At 65.9% G+C, this 16,991-nt stretch carries 17 protein-coding genes; 11 read left to right on the top strand and 6 right to left on the bottom strand.

Annotated features, from left to right (window positions below; genetic code table 11):
* Positions 1 to 972, bottom strand: a 972-nt coding sequence (locus LY44_RS01885) for a calcium-binding protein (RefSeq protein ID WP_282957847.1), incomplete at its 3' end; no start/stop codon positions are given.
* A gap of 123 nt (positions 973 to 1,095) precedes the next feature.
* Positions 1,096 to 1,842: an N-formylglutamate amidohydrolase gene (locus LY44_RS01880; RefSeq protein WP_055213348.1), complete on the bottom strand. Its 747-nt coding sequence runs from the start codon at positions 1,840 to 1,842 to the stop codon at positions 1,096 to 1,098.
* Between the two features lie 133 nt (positions 1,843 to 1,975).
* On the opposite strand from LY44_RS01880, the gene pyk reads away from it, so the two are divergent.
* The 8 genes from pyk (at position 1,976) to LY44_RS01845 (ending at position 10,354) form a co-directional block, all read left to right on the top strand.
* A complete protein-coding gene (gene pyk, locus LY44_RS01875) occupies positions 1,976 to 3,421 on the top strand; it encodes a pyruvate kinase (protein ID WP_055213312.1) in 1,446 nt (481 codons plus the stop codon).
* Positions 3,422 to 3,451: 30 nt separating this feature from the next.
* The gene (locus LY44_RS01870) at positions 3,452 to 3,682 is read left to right on the top strand and encodes a hypothetical protein (protein WP_055213313.1); all 231 of its coding nucleotides are present in this window, start codon (positions 3,452 to 3,454) and stop codon (positions 3,680 to 3,682) included.
* 114 nt (positions 3,683 to 3,796) lie between these two features.
* Positions 3,797 to 3,997 (top strand): 50S ribosomal protein L35, encoded by a 201-nt coding sequence (rpmI, locus tag LY44_RS01865; protein ID WP_013068852.1) that lies wholly within the window; start codon positions 3,797 to 3,799, stop codon positions 3,995 to 3,997.
* Positions 3,998 to 4,013: 16 nt separating this feature from the next.
* On the top strand, positions 4,014 to 4,379 hold the full coding sequence (gene rplT / locus LY44_RS01860; RefSeq protein WP_055213314.1) for a 50S ribosomal protein L20: 366 nt from the start codon (positions 4,014 to 4,016) through the stop codon (positions 4,377 to 4,379).
* Between the two features lie 124 nt (positions 4,380 to 4,503).
* Positions 4,504 to 5,586, top strand: coding sequence for a phenylalanine--tRNA ligase subunit alpha (gene pheS, locus LY44_RS01855; RefSeq protein ID WP_055213315.1), 1,083 nt, complete (start codon positions 4,504 to 4,506; stop codon positions 5,584 to 5,586).
* On the top strand, positions 5,583 to 6,272 hold the full coding sequence (locus LY44_RS17535) for a hypothetical protein (protein ID WP_146707190.1): 690 nt from the start codon (positions 5,583 to 5,585) through the stop codon (positions 6,270 to 6,272). The genes pheS and LY44_RS17535 overlap by 4 nt, the downstream gene beginning before the upstream one ends.
* Positions 6,269 to 8,689 (top strand): phenylalanine--tRNA ligase subunit beta, encoded by a 2,421-nt coding sequence (gene pheT / locus LY44_RS01850; protein WP_055213317.1) that lies wholly within the window; start codon positions 6,269 to 6,271, stop codon positions 8,687 to 8,689. The genes LY44_RS17535 and pheT overlap by 4 nt, the downstream gene beginning before the upstream one ends.
* Before the next feature lie 63 nt (positions 8,690 to 8,752).
* Complete coding sequence (locus tag LY44_RS01845) at positions 8,753 to 10,354, top strand: GMC family oxidoreductase (protein ID WP_055213318.1); 1,602 nt, start codon at positions 8,753 to 8,755, stop codon at positions 10,352 to 10,354.
* 10 nt (positions 10,355 to 10,364) lie between these two features.
* Here the strand turns inward: LY44_RS01845 and LY44_RS01840 are convergent, their stop codons facing one another.
* The 3 genes from LY44_RS01840 to LY44_RS01830 all read right to left on the bottom strand — a co-directional run bounded on the left by LY44_RS01840 (position 10,365) and on the right by LY44_RS01830 (position 12,451).
* On the bottom strand, positions 10,365 to 11,090 hold the full coding sequence (locus LY44_RS01840; protein WP_055213320.1) for a rhomboid family intramembrane serine protease: 726 nt from the start codon (positions 11,088 to 11,090) through the stop codon (positions 10,365 to 10,367).
* A gap of 39 nt (positions 11,091 to 11,129) precedes the next feature.
* Complete coding sequence (locus tag LY44_RS01835; RefSeq protein WP_055213322.1) at positions 11,130 to 11,546, bottom strand: META domain-containing protein; 417 nt, start codon at positions 11,544 to 11,546, stop codon at positions 11,130 to 11,132.
* 83 nt (positions 11,547 to 11,629) lie between these two features.
* A complete protein-coding gene (locus LY44_RS01830; protein WP_055213324.1) occupies positions 11,630 to 12,451 on the bottom strand; it encodes a MerR family transcriptional regulator in 822 nt (273 codons plus the stop codon).
* A gap of 111 nt (positions 12,452 to 12,562) precedes the next feature.
* Here LY44_RS01830 and LY44_RS01825 point away from each other — a divergent pair, with 111 nt between their 5' ends.
* The 3 genes from LY44_RS01825 to LY44_RS01815 all read left to right on the top strand — a co-directional run bounded on the left by LY44_RS01825 (position 12,563) and on the right by LY44_RS01815 (position 15,128).
* On the top strand, positions 12,563 to 13,846 hold the full coding sequence (locus LY44_RS01825; RefSeq protein WP_055213326.1) for a 4-aminobutyrate--2-oxoglutarate transaminase: 1,284 nt from the start codon (positions 12,563 to 12,565) through the stop codon (positions 13,844 to 13,846).
* A 4-nt stretch (positions 13,847 to 13,850) separates the two neighbouring features.
* Entirely contained in the window at positions 13,851 to 14,318 is a 468-nt protein-coding gene (locus LY44_RS01820; RefSeq protein ID WP_173644540.1) for an Lrp/AsnC family transcriptional regulator, read from the top strand.
* A 162-nt stretch (positions 14,319 to 14,480) separates the two neighbouring features.
* Entirely contained in the window at positions 14,481 to 15,128 is a 648-nt protein-coding gene (locus LY44_RS01815) for a GcrA family cell cycle regulator (RefSeq protein WP_111395948.1), read from the top strand.
* 48 nt (positions 15,129 to 15,176) lie between these two features.
* Here the strand turns inward: LY44_RS01815 and LY44_RS01810 are convergent, their stop codons facing one another.
* Complete coding sequence (locus LY44_RS01810) at positions 15,177 to 16,919, bottom strand: hypothetical protein (RefSeq protein ID WP_055212098.1); 1,743 nt, start codon at positions 16,917 to 16,919, stop codon at positions 15,177 to 15,179.
* Positions 16,920 to 16,991 lie beyond the last annotated feature (72 nt).

The following is a 16,991-nucleotide window of genomic DNA, read 5'->3' as shown; positions in this document are numbered from 1 at the left end:
GCCCGCGCCGCCCGCAAGGCTGTCGGTCCCGTCATCGCCCGCCAGCGCGTCATTGCCCGCGCCGCCGTCGAGCGTGTCATCGTCCGCGCCGCCCGCAAGCGTGTCGGCCCCGTCATCGCCCGCCAGCGCGTCATTGCCCGCGCCGCCGTCCAGGCTGTCGTCATCCGCGCCGCCCGACAGCGTGTCGGCCCCCGCCAGACCGGCCAGCGTGTCGTTCCCGGCCAGCCCCTCGATCCTGTCGTCGGCCGTCGTGCCCTCGAGATCGTCCGCACCCGCGGTGCCGGTCGCGGTCTCGCCGGGGATCGTCGGATGCAGGTTGGTGTCGCTGTCGGTCTGGGTCAGCGTCACGGCCGGGGCCAGCGCGTCGATGTCGCCGCCCTCGAACCAGGCGACGGTCTCGCCGTCGAGGATCAGGTTCACCCCGCCCTCGGTGGTTTCAAGGTGGAAATCCGTCTCTTCGGTCACGGCGTCATCGATCTCGATCGAGAATCGCTCGCCCCCGGTCGGGTCGAAGTCGCTCAGTGTCAAGGCATTGCTGCCCGGCGTCCAGTAGGCGCGGAAATAGTCGGTGCCGTCGCCGCCCAGCAGCGTGTCGCCGTCATCGCCCAGCAGCGTGTCGTTGTTGCCGCCGCCATCAAGCAGGTCGGAGGCCCCGCTCCGGATATCCAGCGCGGTCAGATAGTCGTTGCCGTAGCCGCCGTGCAGCGTGTTTGCCCCGAAGAAATCGGTCAGCTCGTCGGCGCCCAGATTGCCGCGCAGCGTGTCGTTGCCCAGGCCGCCATCGATCGTGTCATGGCCATGACCGCCGTCGATATAGTCCCTGCCGTCCGTGCCCTCGATCTCGTTCGCCTTCGCGTCGCCAAAGATCTTGTTCGCGGCCGCCTCGCCGCCGTCATCGTCGTCATCTTGCGCATTCATGACCATGCCGACAAGAAGCGCCGGGAAAAGCGAAAGAAGAATGAGACTGCCCAAGACTGCGCTCCTGATCTGGTTTTGAAAATCCGTAAACGAATGGCTAACACCCCCGCCCGGGAGCGGCAACGAAAGTGGCAAACCCGCGGGGAATTGCCGCTTTTTGTGGAGACAATGCCGCGGTCAGGGGGTGACTGTTTCAGCCGCTGTCAGGGCGGCGCGCAGGATCGGCGCCAGCACCCCGGCCCATTGCGCCTGTCCCGATTCGGTCGCGATCAGGTCGTTGCGCAGCTCGATCAGCACGTTCTGCCGCCCGGTGTCGAGCGCATGCCGGTCGATGCTGTCGCCGCGCAGATGGCCCGCATAGGGTTCGTTGTCGCCGACACACAGCCCCGCGGCGCGCAGGGCGGCGATCAGCGGCAGCGCCAGGCGGGTGTCGCGCGGCGAATGCAGCACGCCCACCTGCCAGGGCCGGGGGCTGCGCCCGCGCAGGCAGGGGGTAAAGGAGTGAATGGCGCAGATCACCGTATCCGTCCGCCGCGCCGCCAGCCGCGCCAGCGCGGCGTGATAGGGGCGGTAAAGCCGGGCCAGCCGCTCCTCGATGGCCGGAGCCGAGAGATGGCGGTTGGCGGGAATGATCGTGCCGTCATAAAGCTGCATCACCAGCGTCGGGTCGTCCTCGCCGCGGTTCGGATCGATGACAAGCCGCGAGAAATCCGACCAGATCAGCGGGCTGTCCAGCGCCTCTGCCAGATGCCGGGCGACCTCCAGCGCGCCCGGATCCCAGGCGATGTGACGCCTCATGTCCTCGGGGGCGATGCCCAGATCGCCGCCCCCCACCCAGTCGGGCACCCGGTTGGTGGCGTGATCGACGGTGACCAGCCAGCGGCCGGGGCGGGTTTCGCCATGAATGTGACAGGCTTCGGTCATGCTTTCTTTGCCTTTGTCGCTCACAACAGATTTACGTCAGCAGGGCCCGGTGTTCCAGTTGCCCTGCGCGACATTTTGCGCCATAGCTGGGAACGGCCCACGAAATGACTGCAACACCAACGCCCGAGGACGCATGAGACGCCTTCGCAATGTCAAGATCGTGGCCACGCTTGGCCCCGCATCTTCCGATTACAAGACCATCCGCGCTTTGTTCGAGGCCGGCGCCGACATGTTCCGCCTGAACATGAGCCACGGCACCCATGCCGAACACAAGGTCCGCTATGACATCATCCGCCAGATCGAGGCCGACACCGGCCGTCCGGTCGCGGTGCTGGCCGATCTGCAAGGCCCGAAGCTGCGCGTCGGCACCTTTGCCTTCGGCGCCGCCGATCTGGAGGAGGGCGAGCCCTTCCGCTTCGATCTCGACCCGACCGAGGGCGACGGCCACCGGGTCTGTCTGCCGCATCCGGAGATTTTCGCCGCGCTGGAAACCGGCTCCCGACTGCTGGTGAACGACGGCAAGATCCGCCTGCGCGTCACCGCCTGCGGCCCGGATTTCGCCGATTGCGTTGTCACCGTCGGCGGCACGATCTCGAACCGCAAGGGCGTGAACGTGCCCGATGTGGTGCTTCCGCTCGCCGCGCTTTCGGCCAAGGACCGCGAGGATCTGGAATTCGCCTGCGAGCTGGGCGCCGACTGGCTGGCGCTGAGCTTCGTGCAGCGCCCCGAGGACGTGATCGAGGCGAAAGCGCTCGCCCGCGGTCGGGCGCAGGTGCTGTCGAAGATCGAGAAACCGCAGGCCGAACGTGCCTTCGACGAGATCCTCAAGGTCTCGGACGGGATCATGGTCGCGCGCGGCGATCTGGGGGTGGAACTGCCGGTCGAAGCCGTGCCGCCGATCCAGAAACGGCTGATCCGCAAATGCCGCGCGGCGGCCAAGCCCGTGATCGTGGCGACGCAGATGCTGGAAAGCATGATCGAAAGCCCGATGCCGACGCGGGCCGAAATCTCCGACGTCGCCACCGCGATCTACGAGGGCGCCGATGCGATCATGCTTTCGGCCGAATCCGCCGCCGGGCGCTATCCGGTCGAGGCGGTGCAGACGATGAACGCCGTCGCCCGCTCGGTCGAAAGCGATCCCACCTATCGCGACATCATCGAGGCCTCGCGCAGCGCCAAGCGCCAGACCGTCGCCGACGGCATCGTCGCCGCCGCGCGCGAGATCGCCGAAACCACCGATGTTTCCGCGATCTGCTGCTACACGCAATCGGGCAAGACCGTGGCGCTGGTCTGCCGCGAACGGCCCCGCGTGCCGGTGATCGCGCTTTCGCCGATCACCCAGACGCTGCGCAAGCTCTGCCTGAGCTGGGGCGTGCATGCGGTGCGCTGCGACGAGGTCAGCCGCTTCAAGGAAGCCGTGGTCAATGCCGCCCGCGCCGCGCGCGATTACGGATTCGCCGATGAAAGCCATCAGATCATCGTCATCGCCGGGGTGCCCTTCAACGTGCAGGGCACGACGAACATCCTGCGCGTGGCGCCCTGCGACGAAAGATTGATCTACCGCACCGACCCGGAGTAACCTTCGTTAAAGGTTTGCCGGGAGGGTGCCATGCTCGACAGCGATCTGTTTCTCGTGCTGGGGATCCTTGTTTCGGCCTTTGCGATCCCGGCGGTGCTTTCGGCCTTTGCCGACAGCCGCCCGCCGCGGGCGGCGGCGCTGGCGGTGATGATCGGCGGCGGGCTGATCCTTTTGGCGATGGCGACGAAGCCGGGCGGCTACACGCCCGGCCAGATCCCCGAAACCTTCGCCCGGATTCTGGCCCGTTTCCTCAACCACTGACCGCTTTTCGCTTGCCAAGCGCCGCCGCCGCGGCTATCTGCCCGCATCTATCCCGCACGGCCGGCCAACAGTGGCATGCCGAGTCGTGCGTTCACTCTCGAAAAGGAGATGAAAATGCCCAAGATGAAGACCAAATCCGCTGCGAAAAAGCGGTTCAAATTCACGGCGACCGGCAAGGTCATCGCGGGTCCGGCCGGCAAGCGCCACGGCATGATCAAGCGCTCGACCAAGTTCATCCGCGACAGCGCGGGCACGATGATCCTGTCCGATGCGGACGCGAAGATCGTCAAGAAATACATGCCCTACAACCGCTGATCTGGAGGCCTGAACAATGTCCCGCGTCAAATCCGGCAAGGTCACTCACGCCTCGCACAAGAAAGTCCTGAAGAAGGCGAAAGGCTACTACTCGGCCCGTTCGCGCAACTTCCGCACCGCCACCCAGGCTGTCGACAAGGCGATGCAATACGCCACGCGCGACCGCCAGCAGCGCAAGCGCAACTTCCGCGCGCTGTGGATCCAGCGCATCAACGCGGCCGTCCGCGCCTGCGATCTGGAAATGACCTATTCGCGTTTCATCAACGGTCTGGCGCTGGCCGGGATCGAAGTGGACCGCAAGGTTCTGGCCGATCTGGCCGTCCACGAGCCCGAGGCCTTTGCGGCCATCGTTGCCCAGGCCAAAGCCGCCGCGGCCGCGTAATTCCCCACTGACGGGAAACGGAACCCCCGCGCGGCGCCCGCCGTCGCGGGGGTTTTTCGTTCCCGCGCTTGAAATCAGCCCGGGGGGCGGCTAGCAAGACGCACCCACTTGCAGGAGAGACCTCATGACCACGCTCGATGTGCTCAAGGCGAAATATCTCGAAGGCATCGGCGCCGCCGCGGATGAGGCGAGCCTTGAGGAGCTGCGTCTGGCCGCCCTTGGCAAGAAGGGCGAGATCAGCCTGAAGATGCGCGAACTGGGCCAGATGACGCCCGAGGAACGCACCACCACCGGCGCGGCCTTGAACCGTCTGAAGGACGAGATCGACGCCGCTTTGCGCGCGAAGAAAGAGGCGCTGGCCGATGCGGCGCTCGATGCGCGGCTGAAATCGGAATGGCTCGATGTCACGCTGCCCGGCCGTCCGCGCCGGGCTGGCACGATCCACCCGGTGTCCCAGGTGATGGACGAAGTCACCGCGATCTTTGCCGACATGGGCTTTGCCGTCGCCGAAGGCCCGCAGGTGGAAAGCGACTGGTACAATTTCGACGCGCTCAACATCGCGCCCGAACACCCGGCGCGGCAGGAGCATGACACCTTCTTCATGGCGCGCGACCCGGCCGACCCGCGCCCGCCGCATGTGCTGCGCACGCACACGAGCCCGGTGCAGATCCGCGCTATGCAGGCCAAGGGCGCGCCCATCCGCGTGATTGCCCCCGGCCGCGTCTACCGCATGGACATGGACCAGACCCACGCGCCGATGTTCCATCAGGTCGAGGGTCTGGCGATCGGCCGCGACATTTCGATGGCGAACCTGAAATGGGTGCTGGAGGAATTCTGCAAGACCTTCTTCGAGGTGCCCTCGGTCGAATTGCGCTTCCGCGCCAGCCACTTCCCCTTCACCGAACCCTCGGCCGAGGTGGATATCCGCTGTTCCTGGGAGGGCGGCCAGCTGAAGATCGGCGAGGGCAATTCCTGGCTGGAAATCCTCGGCTCCGGCATGGTGCATCCCAAGGTTCTGGCGGCGGGCGGCATTGATCCGACCGAATATCAGGGCTTTGCCTTCGGCGTGGGTATCGACCGGATCGCGATGCTGAAATACGGCATCCCGGATTTGCGCGCGTTCTTCGAAAGCGACCTGCGCTGGTTGAAGCACTATGGGTTCGCCGCGCTGGACCTGCCGACGGTGTTCGGGGGGTTGAGTAAGTGAAAGGGCTGGCGTGGGGGGTAATCTACGCTACTTTGTTAGTGATACTTTCGGTCACTAACAATGTTGCTTGGTTTGTTTCTATTGCCGCCTTTTTTGAGAAACATGGAAATATGTCTTCCTCTCTCGCCACGTTCTTTGGCCCGGTAATGGCCGCAGCCATCGCAGTTATCGCTGCTAACAGGCAGGTTGAAGCTTGGCGCGCTGAGGCGAGAGCTAAGAGACGGGCAGAGATTGCGGAAGAATTGGTTTCGCTAGCTTTCGAAGTGGAAGATGCGTTCAGAGCCATTCGTCATCCATCAATGTCTCTTGTAGGGGTGAATAAAGAAAATTCTCTCGTGTATTTTGAGCGCAAGCTGTCGAGGATGGGAACATATGACGAACTTTTCTTGAGGTTTCGACGGGCACAAATACGAGTGAAAGCAATAATAGGAAACGCGGTGGTGGATGAGGCCGTCAACACTATTCACGCGTCCCGAAATAGATTGGTTATCGCGTTATCCGCTTTGCTGGCGGAGAGTAAAATGTCGAGTCCGAACAACGACAGCAAGTTTTCGGATGAATGGCGGAGTATGGCTTCCTCAAATCAAAACAATGACGATGAGACGTCGGTTGAATTGAGCTCGTGCGTTAAAACGATCTACGCTGAGCTAAATTCAATCGTTCAATTGAAGGACGGAAACCAATGAAATTCACCCTCTCCTGGCTGAAAGACCATCTCGAAACAGAAGCCTCGGTGACCGAGATTGCCGACGCGCTTACCGACCTTGGCCTTGAGGTCGAGGAGGTGGTGAACCCGGGCGCCAAACTCGCCCCCTTCACCATCGCCAAGGTGCTGCATGCCGAAAAGCACCCCGATGCCGACAAGCTGCGGGTCTGCCGCGTGCTGACCGACGAGGGCGAAAAGGTCATCGTTTGCGGTGCGCCGAATGCGCGGGCGGGGATCACCGTCGTGCTGGCGAAACCGGGCGATTATGTGCCGGGCATCGACACCACGCTGGGCGTCGGCAAGATCCGCGGCGTGGAAAGCCACGGCATGATGTGCTCGGAACGCGAGCTGGAGCTGTCGGACGAGCATAACGGCATCATCGAGCTGCCCGAGGACAGCCTGAATTCCGAGGTCGGCTGCAAATTCATCGACTGGCTGGCGGAAAACCGCCCCGAGGCCGTCGATCCGATGATCCATATCAAGATCACGCCGAACCGCCCCGATGCTTTGGGCGTCCGCGGTGTCGCCCGCGATCTGGCGGCGCGCGGTCTGGGGCGGCTGAAGCCTTTGGACATCGAGGCCCTGCCGGGAGGTTTTGAGAGCCCGATCAAGGTGGAAATCGACGCCGCCCTCAAGGAAAAGGGCTGCCCGCTGTTCGCCGGGCGTCTGATCCGGGGCGTGAAGAACGGGCAAAGCCCCGACTGGCTGCAAGCGCGGCTGCGGGCGATCGGGCTGCGGCCGATCTCGGCCTTGGTCGATATCACCAACTTCTTCACCTATGACCTGAACCGCCCGCTGCATGTGTTTGACGCGGCGAAGGTGGCGGGGAACCTGCGGATTGTCCCTGCCAAGGGCGGCGAGGAGCTTCTGGCGCTTGACGGCAAGACCTACACGCTCCGCCCCGGTCAGATGGTGATTTGCGACGACAAGGAACCGGAAAGCCTTGCGGGCATCATGGGCGGCGAGCTTTCGGGCTGCACGGAAGACACCACCGATGTCTTCCTGGAAAGCGCTTATTGGGATCCGATCACCATTGCCACCACCGGCCGCGCGCTGAAGATCAATTCGGACGCGCGCTATCGGTTCGAACGCGGCGTGGACCCGGACTTCACCCTGCCCGGGCTGGAACTGGCGACGCAGATGGTGCTGGATCTGTGCGGCGGCGAGGCGTCGAATGTGGTGATGGACGGCGCCGTGCCGGTGACCAAGCGCGCCTACAAGCTCGACCCGGCCCGGGTCATCAGCCTTGTCGGCATGGAGATCCCCGAGGCCACGCAGCGCGAGACGCTGACCGCGCTTGGCTTCAGCTTTGACGGTGACATGGCCTCGCCGCCCTCGTGGCGGCCCGACGTGCTGGGCGAAGCGGATCTGGTCGAGGAGGTGGCGCGGATCGCCTCGCTGACGAAGCTGGTGGGCCGTCCGATGGCGCGCGAAACCACGGGCGTTCCCGGCCCGGTGCTGACGCCGATCCAGACCCGCGAACGCACCGCACGGCGGACGATTGCGGCGCTTGGCTACAATGAATGCGTGACCTACAGCTTCATCGACGCCAAGTCGGCGGCGCTGTTCGGCGGCGGGCTTGAGGCGACGCGGATCGAAAACCCGATCTCGTCCGAGATGACCCATCTGCGCCCGGATCTGCTGCCGGGGCTTTTGCAGGCGGCGGCGCGCAATCAGGCGCGCGGCTTTGCCGATCTGGCGCTGTTCGAGGTTGGCCCCGCCTTCAGCGGTGGCGAGCCGGGCGATCAGGCGGTGCAGGCGGCGGGGCTGCTGGTGGGCGCCTTGGCGCCGCGCGACCCCTTTGGTTCGCGCCGTCCGGTCGATCTTTACGACGCCAAGGCCGATGTCGAGGCGGTGCTGGCGGCGATTGGCGCCCCCGCGCGGGTGCAGGTCAACCGCAAGGTGGCGGGCTGGTTCCATCCGGGCCGCTCGGGCACCATCGCGCTTGGCCCGAATGCGCTGGCGAGCTTTGGCGAGGTGCACCCCAAGGTGCTGCGCGAAATGGGGGTGAAGGGGCCTGCGGTTGCCTTCACGATCTGGATCGAAGCCGTGCCCTTCCCGAAAGCCAAGACGCCGACCCGGCCTGCGCTGGCGCTCTCGGATCTGCAGGCGGTCGAGCGCGATTTCGCCTTTGTCGTCGATGCGGGCGTCGAGGCGCTGACTGCGGTCAATGCCGCGATGGGGGCCGACAAGGCGCTGATCGAGGCGGTTTCGGTCTTTGACCAGTTCACCGGCGCCAAGGCCGAGGAGCAGATGGGCGCGGGCAAGAAGTCGATCGCGCTCTCGGTCCGGCTGCAGCCGCGCGACAAGACCCTGACCGATGCCGAGATCGAGGCGGTGGCGGCGAAGGTCGTGGACAAGGTCACCAAGGCCACCGGCGGCGTGCAGCGGAAGTGACCTGAAGTCACGCTTTGCGGATGTGAAAAACCGGTTAGGCTCTCTCGGAAACGGGGGAGCCTGATGCATTTCGACTATGTCATTCTGGGCGGCGGCTCGGCCGGATCGGTGCTGGCGGCGCGGCTGAGCGAGGATCCGGGCACGCGCGTCTGTCTGGTCGAGGCGGGCGATGCGGCGCGGGATATTCTGGTGCGGGCGCCTGCGCTGGTGGCGGCGCTGGTGCCGGGCTATCTGGGTGCCCACAACTGGGCGCTGCACACGGTGCCGCAGCCCGGTCTGAACGGGCGGCGGGGGTTTCAGCCGCGGGGCAGGGGGCTGGGCGGCTCCTCGGCGATCAATGCGATGCTGTATCTGCGCGGCCATCCCTCGGATTACGACCGTTGGGCCGCCGAGGGGGCCGTGGGCTGGGACTGGGCCGCCTGTAAGCCGTGGTTTCTGAAATCCGAACGCAACATCCGCGGCGCGTCCGCGCATCACGGGGCGGAAGGCCCGCTGCAAGTGGGCGACCAGCGCCGCCCGCGGCCGATCACCCGCGCTTTCGTGCAGGCCTGTGGCGCGGTGGACTGCCCCCCGACGGACGATTTCAACGGCGCGTGTCAGGAGGGCGCCGCGCCCTATCAGGTGACGCAATTCTGGGACGGGCCGAGGAAGGGCGAGCGCTGTTCGGCGGCGGCGGCCTATCTGCATTCGGTGATGGACCGGCCCAATCTGACCGTGCTGACCGGGGCGCGGGCGGAAAAGGTGCTGATTTCCGAGGGCCGCGCCACCGGGGCGCTGGTGCGGCAGGGGCGTAAGCGGCTGCGGCTGGAAGCGGCGCGGGAGGTGATCCTGTCCGCTGGGGCCTTTGGATCGCCGCAGCTTCTGATGCTCTCGGGCATCGGGCCGGGGGCGCATCTGCGCGATCTGGGTATTGATGTCGTACAGGATCTGCCCGGGGTGGGGGCAAACCTGCAGGATCATCTGGATTATACGATTTCCCACTTTTCGCCCCGCCGCGATGTCGTGGGGCTCAATCCGCGCGGGCTGTGGCGGCTGGCCAGGGCGGCGGGCGGCTGGATGCGGCATGGCGAGGGGCTTTTCGCCTCGCCCATGGCCGAGGGCGGGGCGTTCCTGCGCTCCGCGCCCGAGGTCGCAATCCCCGATCTGCAGATCCATTTCGTCGTCGGCATCGTCGATCAGCACATGCGCAAGCTGCATGTCGCGGACGGCTGGTCGGCGCATATCTGCGTGCTGCGGCCGCAATCGCGCGGCACGGTGCGGCTGGCGTCGAAAAACCCGCGCAAGGCGCCCTTGATCGATCCGGCCTTTCTGGCCGATCCGCGTGACGAAGCCCTGATGCTGCGGGCGGCGCGGCTCTTGGAGCAGATCACCCGGGCAGCGCCGCTGGCGCCCTGGCGCGGCGCGCGGCTTTATCCGCAGGACGGGTCAGACGCCGGTCTGATGGCCGATATCCGCGCGCGCGCCGACACGATCTATCACCCGGTCGGCACCTGTCGCATGGGCACCGATGCGGCTGCGGTGGTCGATCCGGAGCTGCGGGTGCGCGGCGTGGCGGGGCTGCGGGTCGTCGATGCTTCGGTTATGCCCAGCCTGATCGGCGGCAACACCAATGCGCCCACCATCATGATCGCTGAACGCGCGGCTGCGATGATCCGGGGCCGCTGATCGGCGGGCGTTAGCGGCGGCGCCGCACCACCGGGACGCGGGTCGCCACATAGTCGATCGAGGGATTGGGCGGCAGCCCGCCATGGTTCCGCCAGAAAAGCGGCCCGCCCAGGCGCAGGAAATGCGGCGCCATCAGCGCCAGCCCGGCCAGAAAGCCGCCCGCATGCGCCCAGTACGCCACGCCATCGGCCGAGCCGCCGAGCGAATTCAAAAGCTGCACCGCGAACCAGAAGCCCAGCACGATCCAGGCGCGGATGGTGAAGATCTTGTAGACAATGAAGAAGATGAACAGGATGTCGACACGGGCTTTCGGGAAGAGCAGCAGATAGCCGCCCATCACCGCCGCAATCGCGCCCGAGGCGCCGACCATCGGCACGCCGCTGAAAGGATCGCCCGCGATCTGCGCGCCCGCCGCCGCCAGCCCGCCGAGCAAGTAGAAGACGAGAAAGCCGAAATGGCCGAGCTGGTCCTCAAGGTTGTCGCCAAAGACCCACAGAAACAGCATGTTGCCCGCGATATGCATGATGCCCGCATGCAGGAACATGTGCGTGACAAGCCCGTGCAGCCAGACGCCATGGCTGATCGCCTCGGGGTAAAGCGCCCCCCATTGCCAAAGCCCGAACATCCGCCCGCCCCACTCGGCGGTCAGCACATAGATCAGCACGTTGAGCAGGATCAGCCCGCGCACCACCCAGGGGGTGCGGGTCGAGGGGTTATGATCGCGGATCGGGAACATCGCCCCAGCCTTCCCGAAGACGGGTTTTGCGTCAAGCCTCTAGCGGCTGGCGCGCAGAATGACCTGACCCGCGGCATCGGTGAAGTCCAGCGCCGGACCCGTCAGCCGCAAGGCCGTCACCGCGCCGATCGTCGAATGGAAGGCCTGTTCCACCTGCATCTGCGCGGGCGGGCACATCATCCGGGTTCCGGCCAGCGCGCCCACATGCAGTGCGCCCTCGCGGGTTTCGATCCGGCCCGCATAGCGGTTGCAGCCTGACGTGCCCGCGATCATCCCCGGCTCGGGCGACAGCAGGGTGACGCGGACGCCCTCCGGCACGGCGGCGCCCGCGATCTCGGTGATGGTCCATTCGGTTCCGGTGCCGATCAGGGCCAGCGGATCGGCCGGGGTCTGCGCCGCGTCCTCCTTGCAGGCGGCAAGGGCGATCAGGGCAAGGGCAAGAACGGCGACACGCATGGAACCTCCGGGGTTTTGCCCAGAGTGACCGCGGCGCGCGATCCTCGCAAGAGCTTCACGCAAAGGTGTGGCCTTCGGGGATGTCAGAAGGTTGGCGGGGTGTTGACCCAGATCACCACGGTGCGGCCGTCGGCGGCATTGGCCCAGGCATGCGGGCGGCGGCTTTCGAAATAGATGCTGTCGCCGACGCCCAATTCGTGCAGCTCGGTGCCGTCCAGCGTCAGTCGGAAGCGGCCTTCCAGCACGGTGATGAATTCCTCGCCCTCGTGGCCGTAACCGCCCTCCGAGGCCGCGCCGGGGGCGAGGATGAAGCGGTGGCAATCCATCTGCCGCCGCCCCTCGGCCAGAACCTCGACCCGCACGCCCTCGACCGGCATCGGCCAGACCCGCGCCGCGCCCGCCCGCACGACGGGTTGGCCAACCTCCTCCTGCCCGGAAAGCCGCGACACGGTGGTGCCGTAATATTGCGCCAGATCGGCCAGCGTCTTGAAGCTGACCCCCGCCCCGGTGCGTTCCAGCGTCGACAGCGCCGAGGCCGAAACCCCCAGCGCCTGCGCCACGGTGTCAAGCGTCTCGCCGCGGTTTTGCCGCAGCGCCCGCAGCGCCGTGCCAAGCGGTTCATTGGTGATCGCGGGGGGCGCGGGGGCGTCGTTCTCGCTTTCCAGCGTCGCGCGGATCGCGGCGGGGTTCAGCCCGGCCTCACGCCGCAGATAGGCGATGCGCTGCAGCCGCGCCACATCGGCGGCCGAATAAAGCCGCTGCCCCGAGGCCCGGCGTTGCGGCGCGATCAGCCCCTGCGTCTCCCACAGCCGCAGGGTGGACGACGCCACGCCCGCCGCCCGCGCGGCCTCGGCCACCCGAAACAGCGGTTCTTCCTCGGGCGTATCTGCGTGCGACTCGGTCATTTCACCTGCCTTACCCGGGCAGGATGCGCCTTGCTACCGATCTTGCCAAGAATTTTCTTGCAGAAAAAATGCAAAGTGAGAGGATGCGATATCTCGAATCGGAGCCCCTTCATGACCGTGCAAACCTCGCCCGACCTGTCCGCCCGCCGTGCCGCCGCCATCGCCAAGGGCGTTGGCGTGACAACGCAGATCTATGCCGAACGCGCCGAAAACGCGGAAATCTGGGACAAGAACGGCACCCGTTACATCGACTTCGCCGCGGGGATCGCCGTGGTGAACACCGGCCACCGTCACCCGCGCGTGATCGAAGCGGTCAAAGCGCAGCTCGACGCCTTCACCCACACCTGCCACCAAGTCGTGCCTTACGAAAACTACGTCACCCTGGCCGAGCGTCTGAACGCCGCCGTGCCCGGTGACTTTGCGAAGAAGACGATCTTCGCCACAACCGGCGCCGAAGCCGTTGAAAACGCGATCAAGATTGCCCGTCACCACACCGGCCGCGCGGGCGTTGTGGCCTTTGCGGGCGGCTTTCACGGCCGCACCTTCATGGGCATGACGCTGACCGGCAAGGTTCAGCCCTACAAGGCCGGTTTCGGCCCGATGATGAACGACGTCTGGCACCTGCCCTTCCCCTGCCCGCTGCATGGGGTGACGGGCGAGGAGGCCGTGGCGGCGCTGGAACGTCTCTTCAAGGCCGACATCGAACCCACCCGCGTCGCCGCGATCATCGTCGAGCCGGTGCAGGGCGAGGGCGGCTTCTATCCGGTGCCCGAAGGCTTCATGCGCAAACTGCGCGAGATCGCCGACAAGCACGGCATCGTCCTGATCGCCGACGAGGTGCAGACCGGCTTTGCCCGCACCGGCAAGCTTTTCGCGATGGAACATCACGGGGTTGCCGCCGACATCACCACCATGGCCAAGGGGCTGGGCGGCGGCTTCCCGATCTCGGCGGTGACCGGCAAGGCCGAAATCATGGACAGCCCGAACCCGGGCGGCCTTGGCGGCACCTATGCCGGGGCGCCGATTGCCGTCGCCGCCGCCCATGCGGTGCTGGACGTGATCGAGGACGAACAGCTTTGCGCCCGCGCCGAGCGTCTGGGCGCGCGGCTGAAACAGCGTCTGGCGGGCCTGCGTGACAGCGTGCCGGAGATCATCGACATCCGCGGCCCGGGCTTCATGAACGCGGTCGAGTTCAACGTGGCGGGCACCGACATGCCGAACCCGGAGATGACCAACCGCGTCCGCGAAGAGGCGCTGAGCCGCGGCCTGATCCTGCTCACCTGCGGTGTTTACGGCAACGTCATCCGGTTCCTCGCGCCGCTGACGATCCAGGACGCGGTCTTTGACGAGGCGCTGGACATCCTCGAAGCCTCGATCCTCGCCGCGAAGGGCTGAGGCCATGTGGGGCGAACCCGCCCGCGGGGCAGAGCGTCTGGATGACACCGACCAACGGCTGATCGCGGCGCTGCGCCGCGACGGCCGGGCCGCGGTGTCGGATCTGGCGGTGCAGCTTGGTCTGTCGCGCGCCACCGTGCGCGCGCGGATCGAGCGGCTGGTGGCGCGCGGCGAAATCTCGGGCTTCACCGTGATGACGCGCGCCGATGTCTCTGCCGCGCCGGTGCGGGGCCTGATGCTGCTTTCCGTCGACGGGCGGGCGACCGAAAAGGTGATCGCCCGCCTGCTCGGCCTGCCGCCGGTGCAGGCGGTGCATACGACGAACGGGCAATGGGATCTGATGGCGGAAATCGGCGCCCGCTCGCTCGAGGAACTCGACGAGACGATCCTGTCGATCCGCCGCCTTGAGGGGGTGGGGCGGACGGAAACCAACCTGCAGCTGTCCTCGCGCCGCCCCGCGGCCCGGTTCTGACGCCGGGTCTTTCGGTCGCCCTTGAAATTCCGGGACGGTCCTTGTATTGCGCACCGTCCCGGCTAAAATGGGTCAAGACCGCCCCGATGGGGGATGCCCGCTCGGGATGCCCGGACGGGGGATGAACGCCGCCCCCGCGGGGCGAAGAAACAAGGTGCGCCGATGTCCTGGACCGATGAACGTGTCGAACTTCTGAAAAAGATGTGGACCGAGGGGCAATCGGCCAGCCAGATCGCCAAGGAACTGGGCGGGGTGACGCGCAATGCGGTGATCGGCAAGGTGCATCGTCTGGGCCTGTCGAACCGGGTCGAGGGGGCGGCGCCCACGCCCGCCCCGGCGGCGGCGCCCGCCGCAGTGGCCAAGCCCGCCGCGCCCGAGCCGGTGGCCGCGCCCGCCGCCGCGGCTGCCCCGCGCGTCGAGCCCGAGCCCGAGCCGGTCCGCCCGACGATTGCCGCCGTGCCGCCGCGCCCGGCCCCCGCCGCGCCGCAGCCGGTTGCCGCCGTCGCCCCGGTGCCGGGCGTGGTGCGCAAACCCGCGCTGGTGCCCGCGGGCCAGCCCTTGCCGCCGCAACCCTCGCTGAACGAAATCAGCCCCGAGACGCTGGCCTCGGTCCGCGAGGTCGAAAAGCGCTCGCGCAAGATTTCGCTGATGGAGCTGACCGAGCGCACCTGCAAATGGCCGATCGGCGATCCGGCGACCGAGAATTTCTACTTCTGCGGCCTGCCGAGCTCGGCCGGAAAACCCTATTGCGAGGCGCATGTCTCGGTGGCCTTCCAACCGATGAGCGCCCGCCGGGATCGGCGGCGGTAAGGCGACGGATCGGAATGCACAAGGGCGCCTGCGGGCGCCCTTTTCGTTTCAGTCCTTCTTCCCCAGAACCCCCGAGAACACGGCGGCGGCGGTGGTCAGCAGCAACCAGCCCGACAGCTGAATGAGCCAGCGGCCCCAGTAAAGCGTCCAGCCCCAGGGCCCCCGATCCTTGGACGGCGCCCAGCTCTCCTCCTGCGCCAAGGTGTCGAGCGGCAGGAACAGATCAAGGGCGTATAGGGCGGGGGAGAAGGTCTCGTAGTCGCGATAGGCCACGCTTTGCTCCCACCGTCGCAGCGGCATGGTGCAGCCCGGCTCCTGCGCCCCCGGGCAGCCAAAGGCGCTGGCGATCAGCCATTCGGGTGAGGCCAGCACCACGGGCGAGGCTGGTGCGAACTCTCCGCGCTGATAGGTTTGATCGGCAAGCCACCACGTCGCGATCAGCACCAAAAGCGCAGTGCGCAAGGCTTTGAAGGGGGCGTGACCATAGCCGAAAGTGTCGCGGTAAACATAGCCCCAGACCAAGGAAACGCAGGCAAGCGCTTTTCCGAGCGTGTCAGGCTTCGGTTGCCGCATCGCCCTGAAAAAGGCGGTCCACATGAGCCGATCGTCCCGGGCAAAGCGAACTTTGGCCGCATCCATGCGATGGCCCATGGAGTCATAGACCTTCGCCAGTTGGCTATAGGGCTGTGGGTCAAAGTCGTTGCGTTTGGGGGCTGTGCCGTTGGAGAAAGGGATCACCCGCTCCCATTTGCGCTCCAGAAGGGCAAGGCGATCCTGCACCGTCATGTCGCTTTGAATCGAGTCGTAGCGAAGCCCGGACAGTTCGAGTCTCTCGACGCAGCGCCACGAGGTGACATCGTCGTTCAATCGGCCTAGGCGGGTTTCTATCAGTTTGAGAACCTCGACTTTGCCCGAGATCTTTTGCCAGAAGAACCCGCCGCCGATTTTTGCGGCCTCGATGTCAAACACTCCCTCGATCTTTGCGGATTCACATTGCAGATTTCCCGTCACCAGCGCGCGGGCGAAGTCCACTTTCCCCGTCACATTGAAATTGTTCCGCAAGAACGCATCTGCGCCGATCACGGCGGCGTTGCAATTCAGGGCGTGGCCGCCCGTCGCCTCGAATCTGCCACCATTGCAGGTGAGTTGCCCCTTTATATCCACACGGACGAGGTTCACTGCGCCATGCGCGGTAAAGCCATCGTTCAAGAAGACATCCGCGCCGATCTCGGCGGAACTGAGGTTGAGGGCAGGGCCCTTCTCCGATGCGAAGTGGCCGCCTCTGCAATCAAATTGTCCGGTGATCTTGGTTCCGCCAAGCTGAACGCAAGCATCCGCCTTGAAGCCTTGGTTCAGCTGAATCTTTCCATGGCAGGTCAGACCGACGGCATCGAGACCGGGCAGGGCCGAGCCGGTCAGATAGAGCCCGTTCAGCTGTGCGTTTCGCAGGACAGGAGCCTCGTTAAAGGTGCAACTCCTCGCGACGAGTGCCCGCTCGCAATCCATGAAGCCGAGGTCGAGTTTTTTTTCGATCCAGAGCCCCAAGACTGTCACCTTTCCGGGACGACAGATGATGCCGGGGATTTCTTGTGTCAGCAGCCAGCGGATCAGCCTTGCATCGAACCGATTGCTGTCGTCGTCGGTCTTGGGTCGTTGCGGGTTCGAGCGTTCGAAACCATCGGGGCAAGCCCATCCCCTTTTTGTAATAAACTGTCTCTCCCGCGGCCAAAGCTCCCGCCTCAGCTGCCGCTTCACCCACGCAAACGCTTCGTTCAAATTCTTGTCGGCCATCCCGGCACCTCCAATACCCCGCCATCCTGCGCAACCCTCCCCTGTCGCGCAAGGCGCTTCCCGCGGCCCCCC

The sequence above is a fragment of the Rhodobacter capsulatus genome (genome assembly GCF_003254295.1).
Classification (GTDB): Bacteria; Pseudomonadota; Alphaproteobacteria; order Rhodobacterales; family Rhodobacteraceae; genus Rhodobacter; species Rhodobacter capsulatus.
This window is presented reverse-complemented; position numbering and strand designations above follow the sequence as displayed.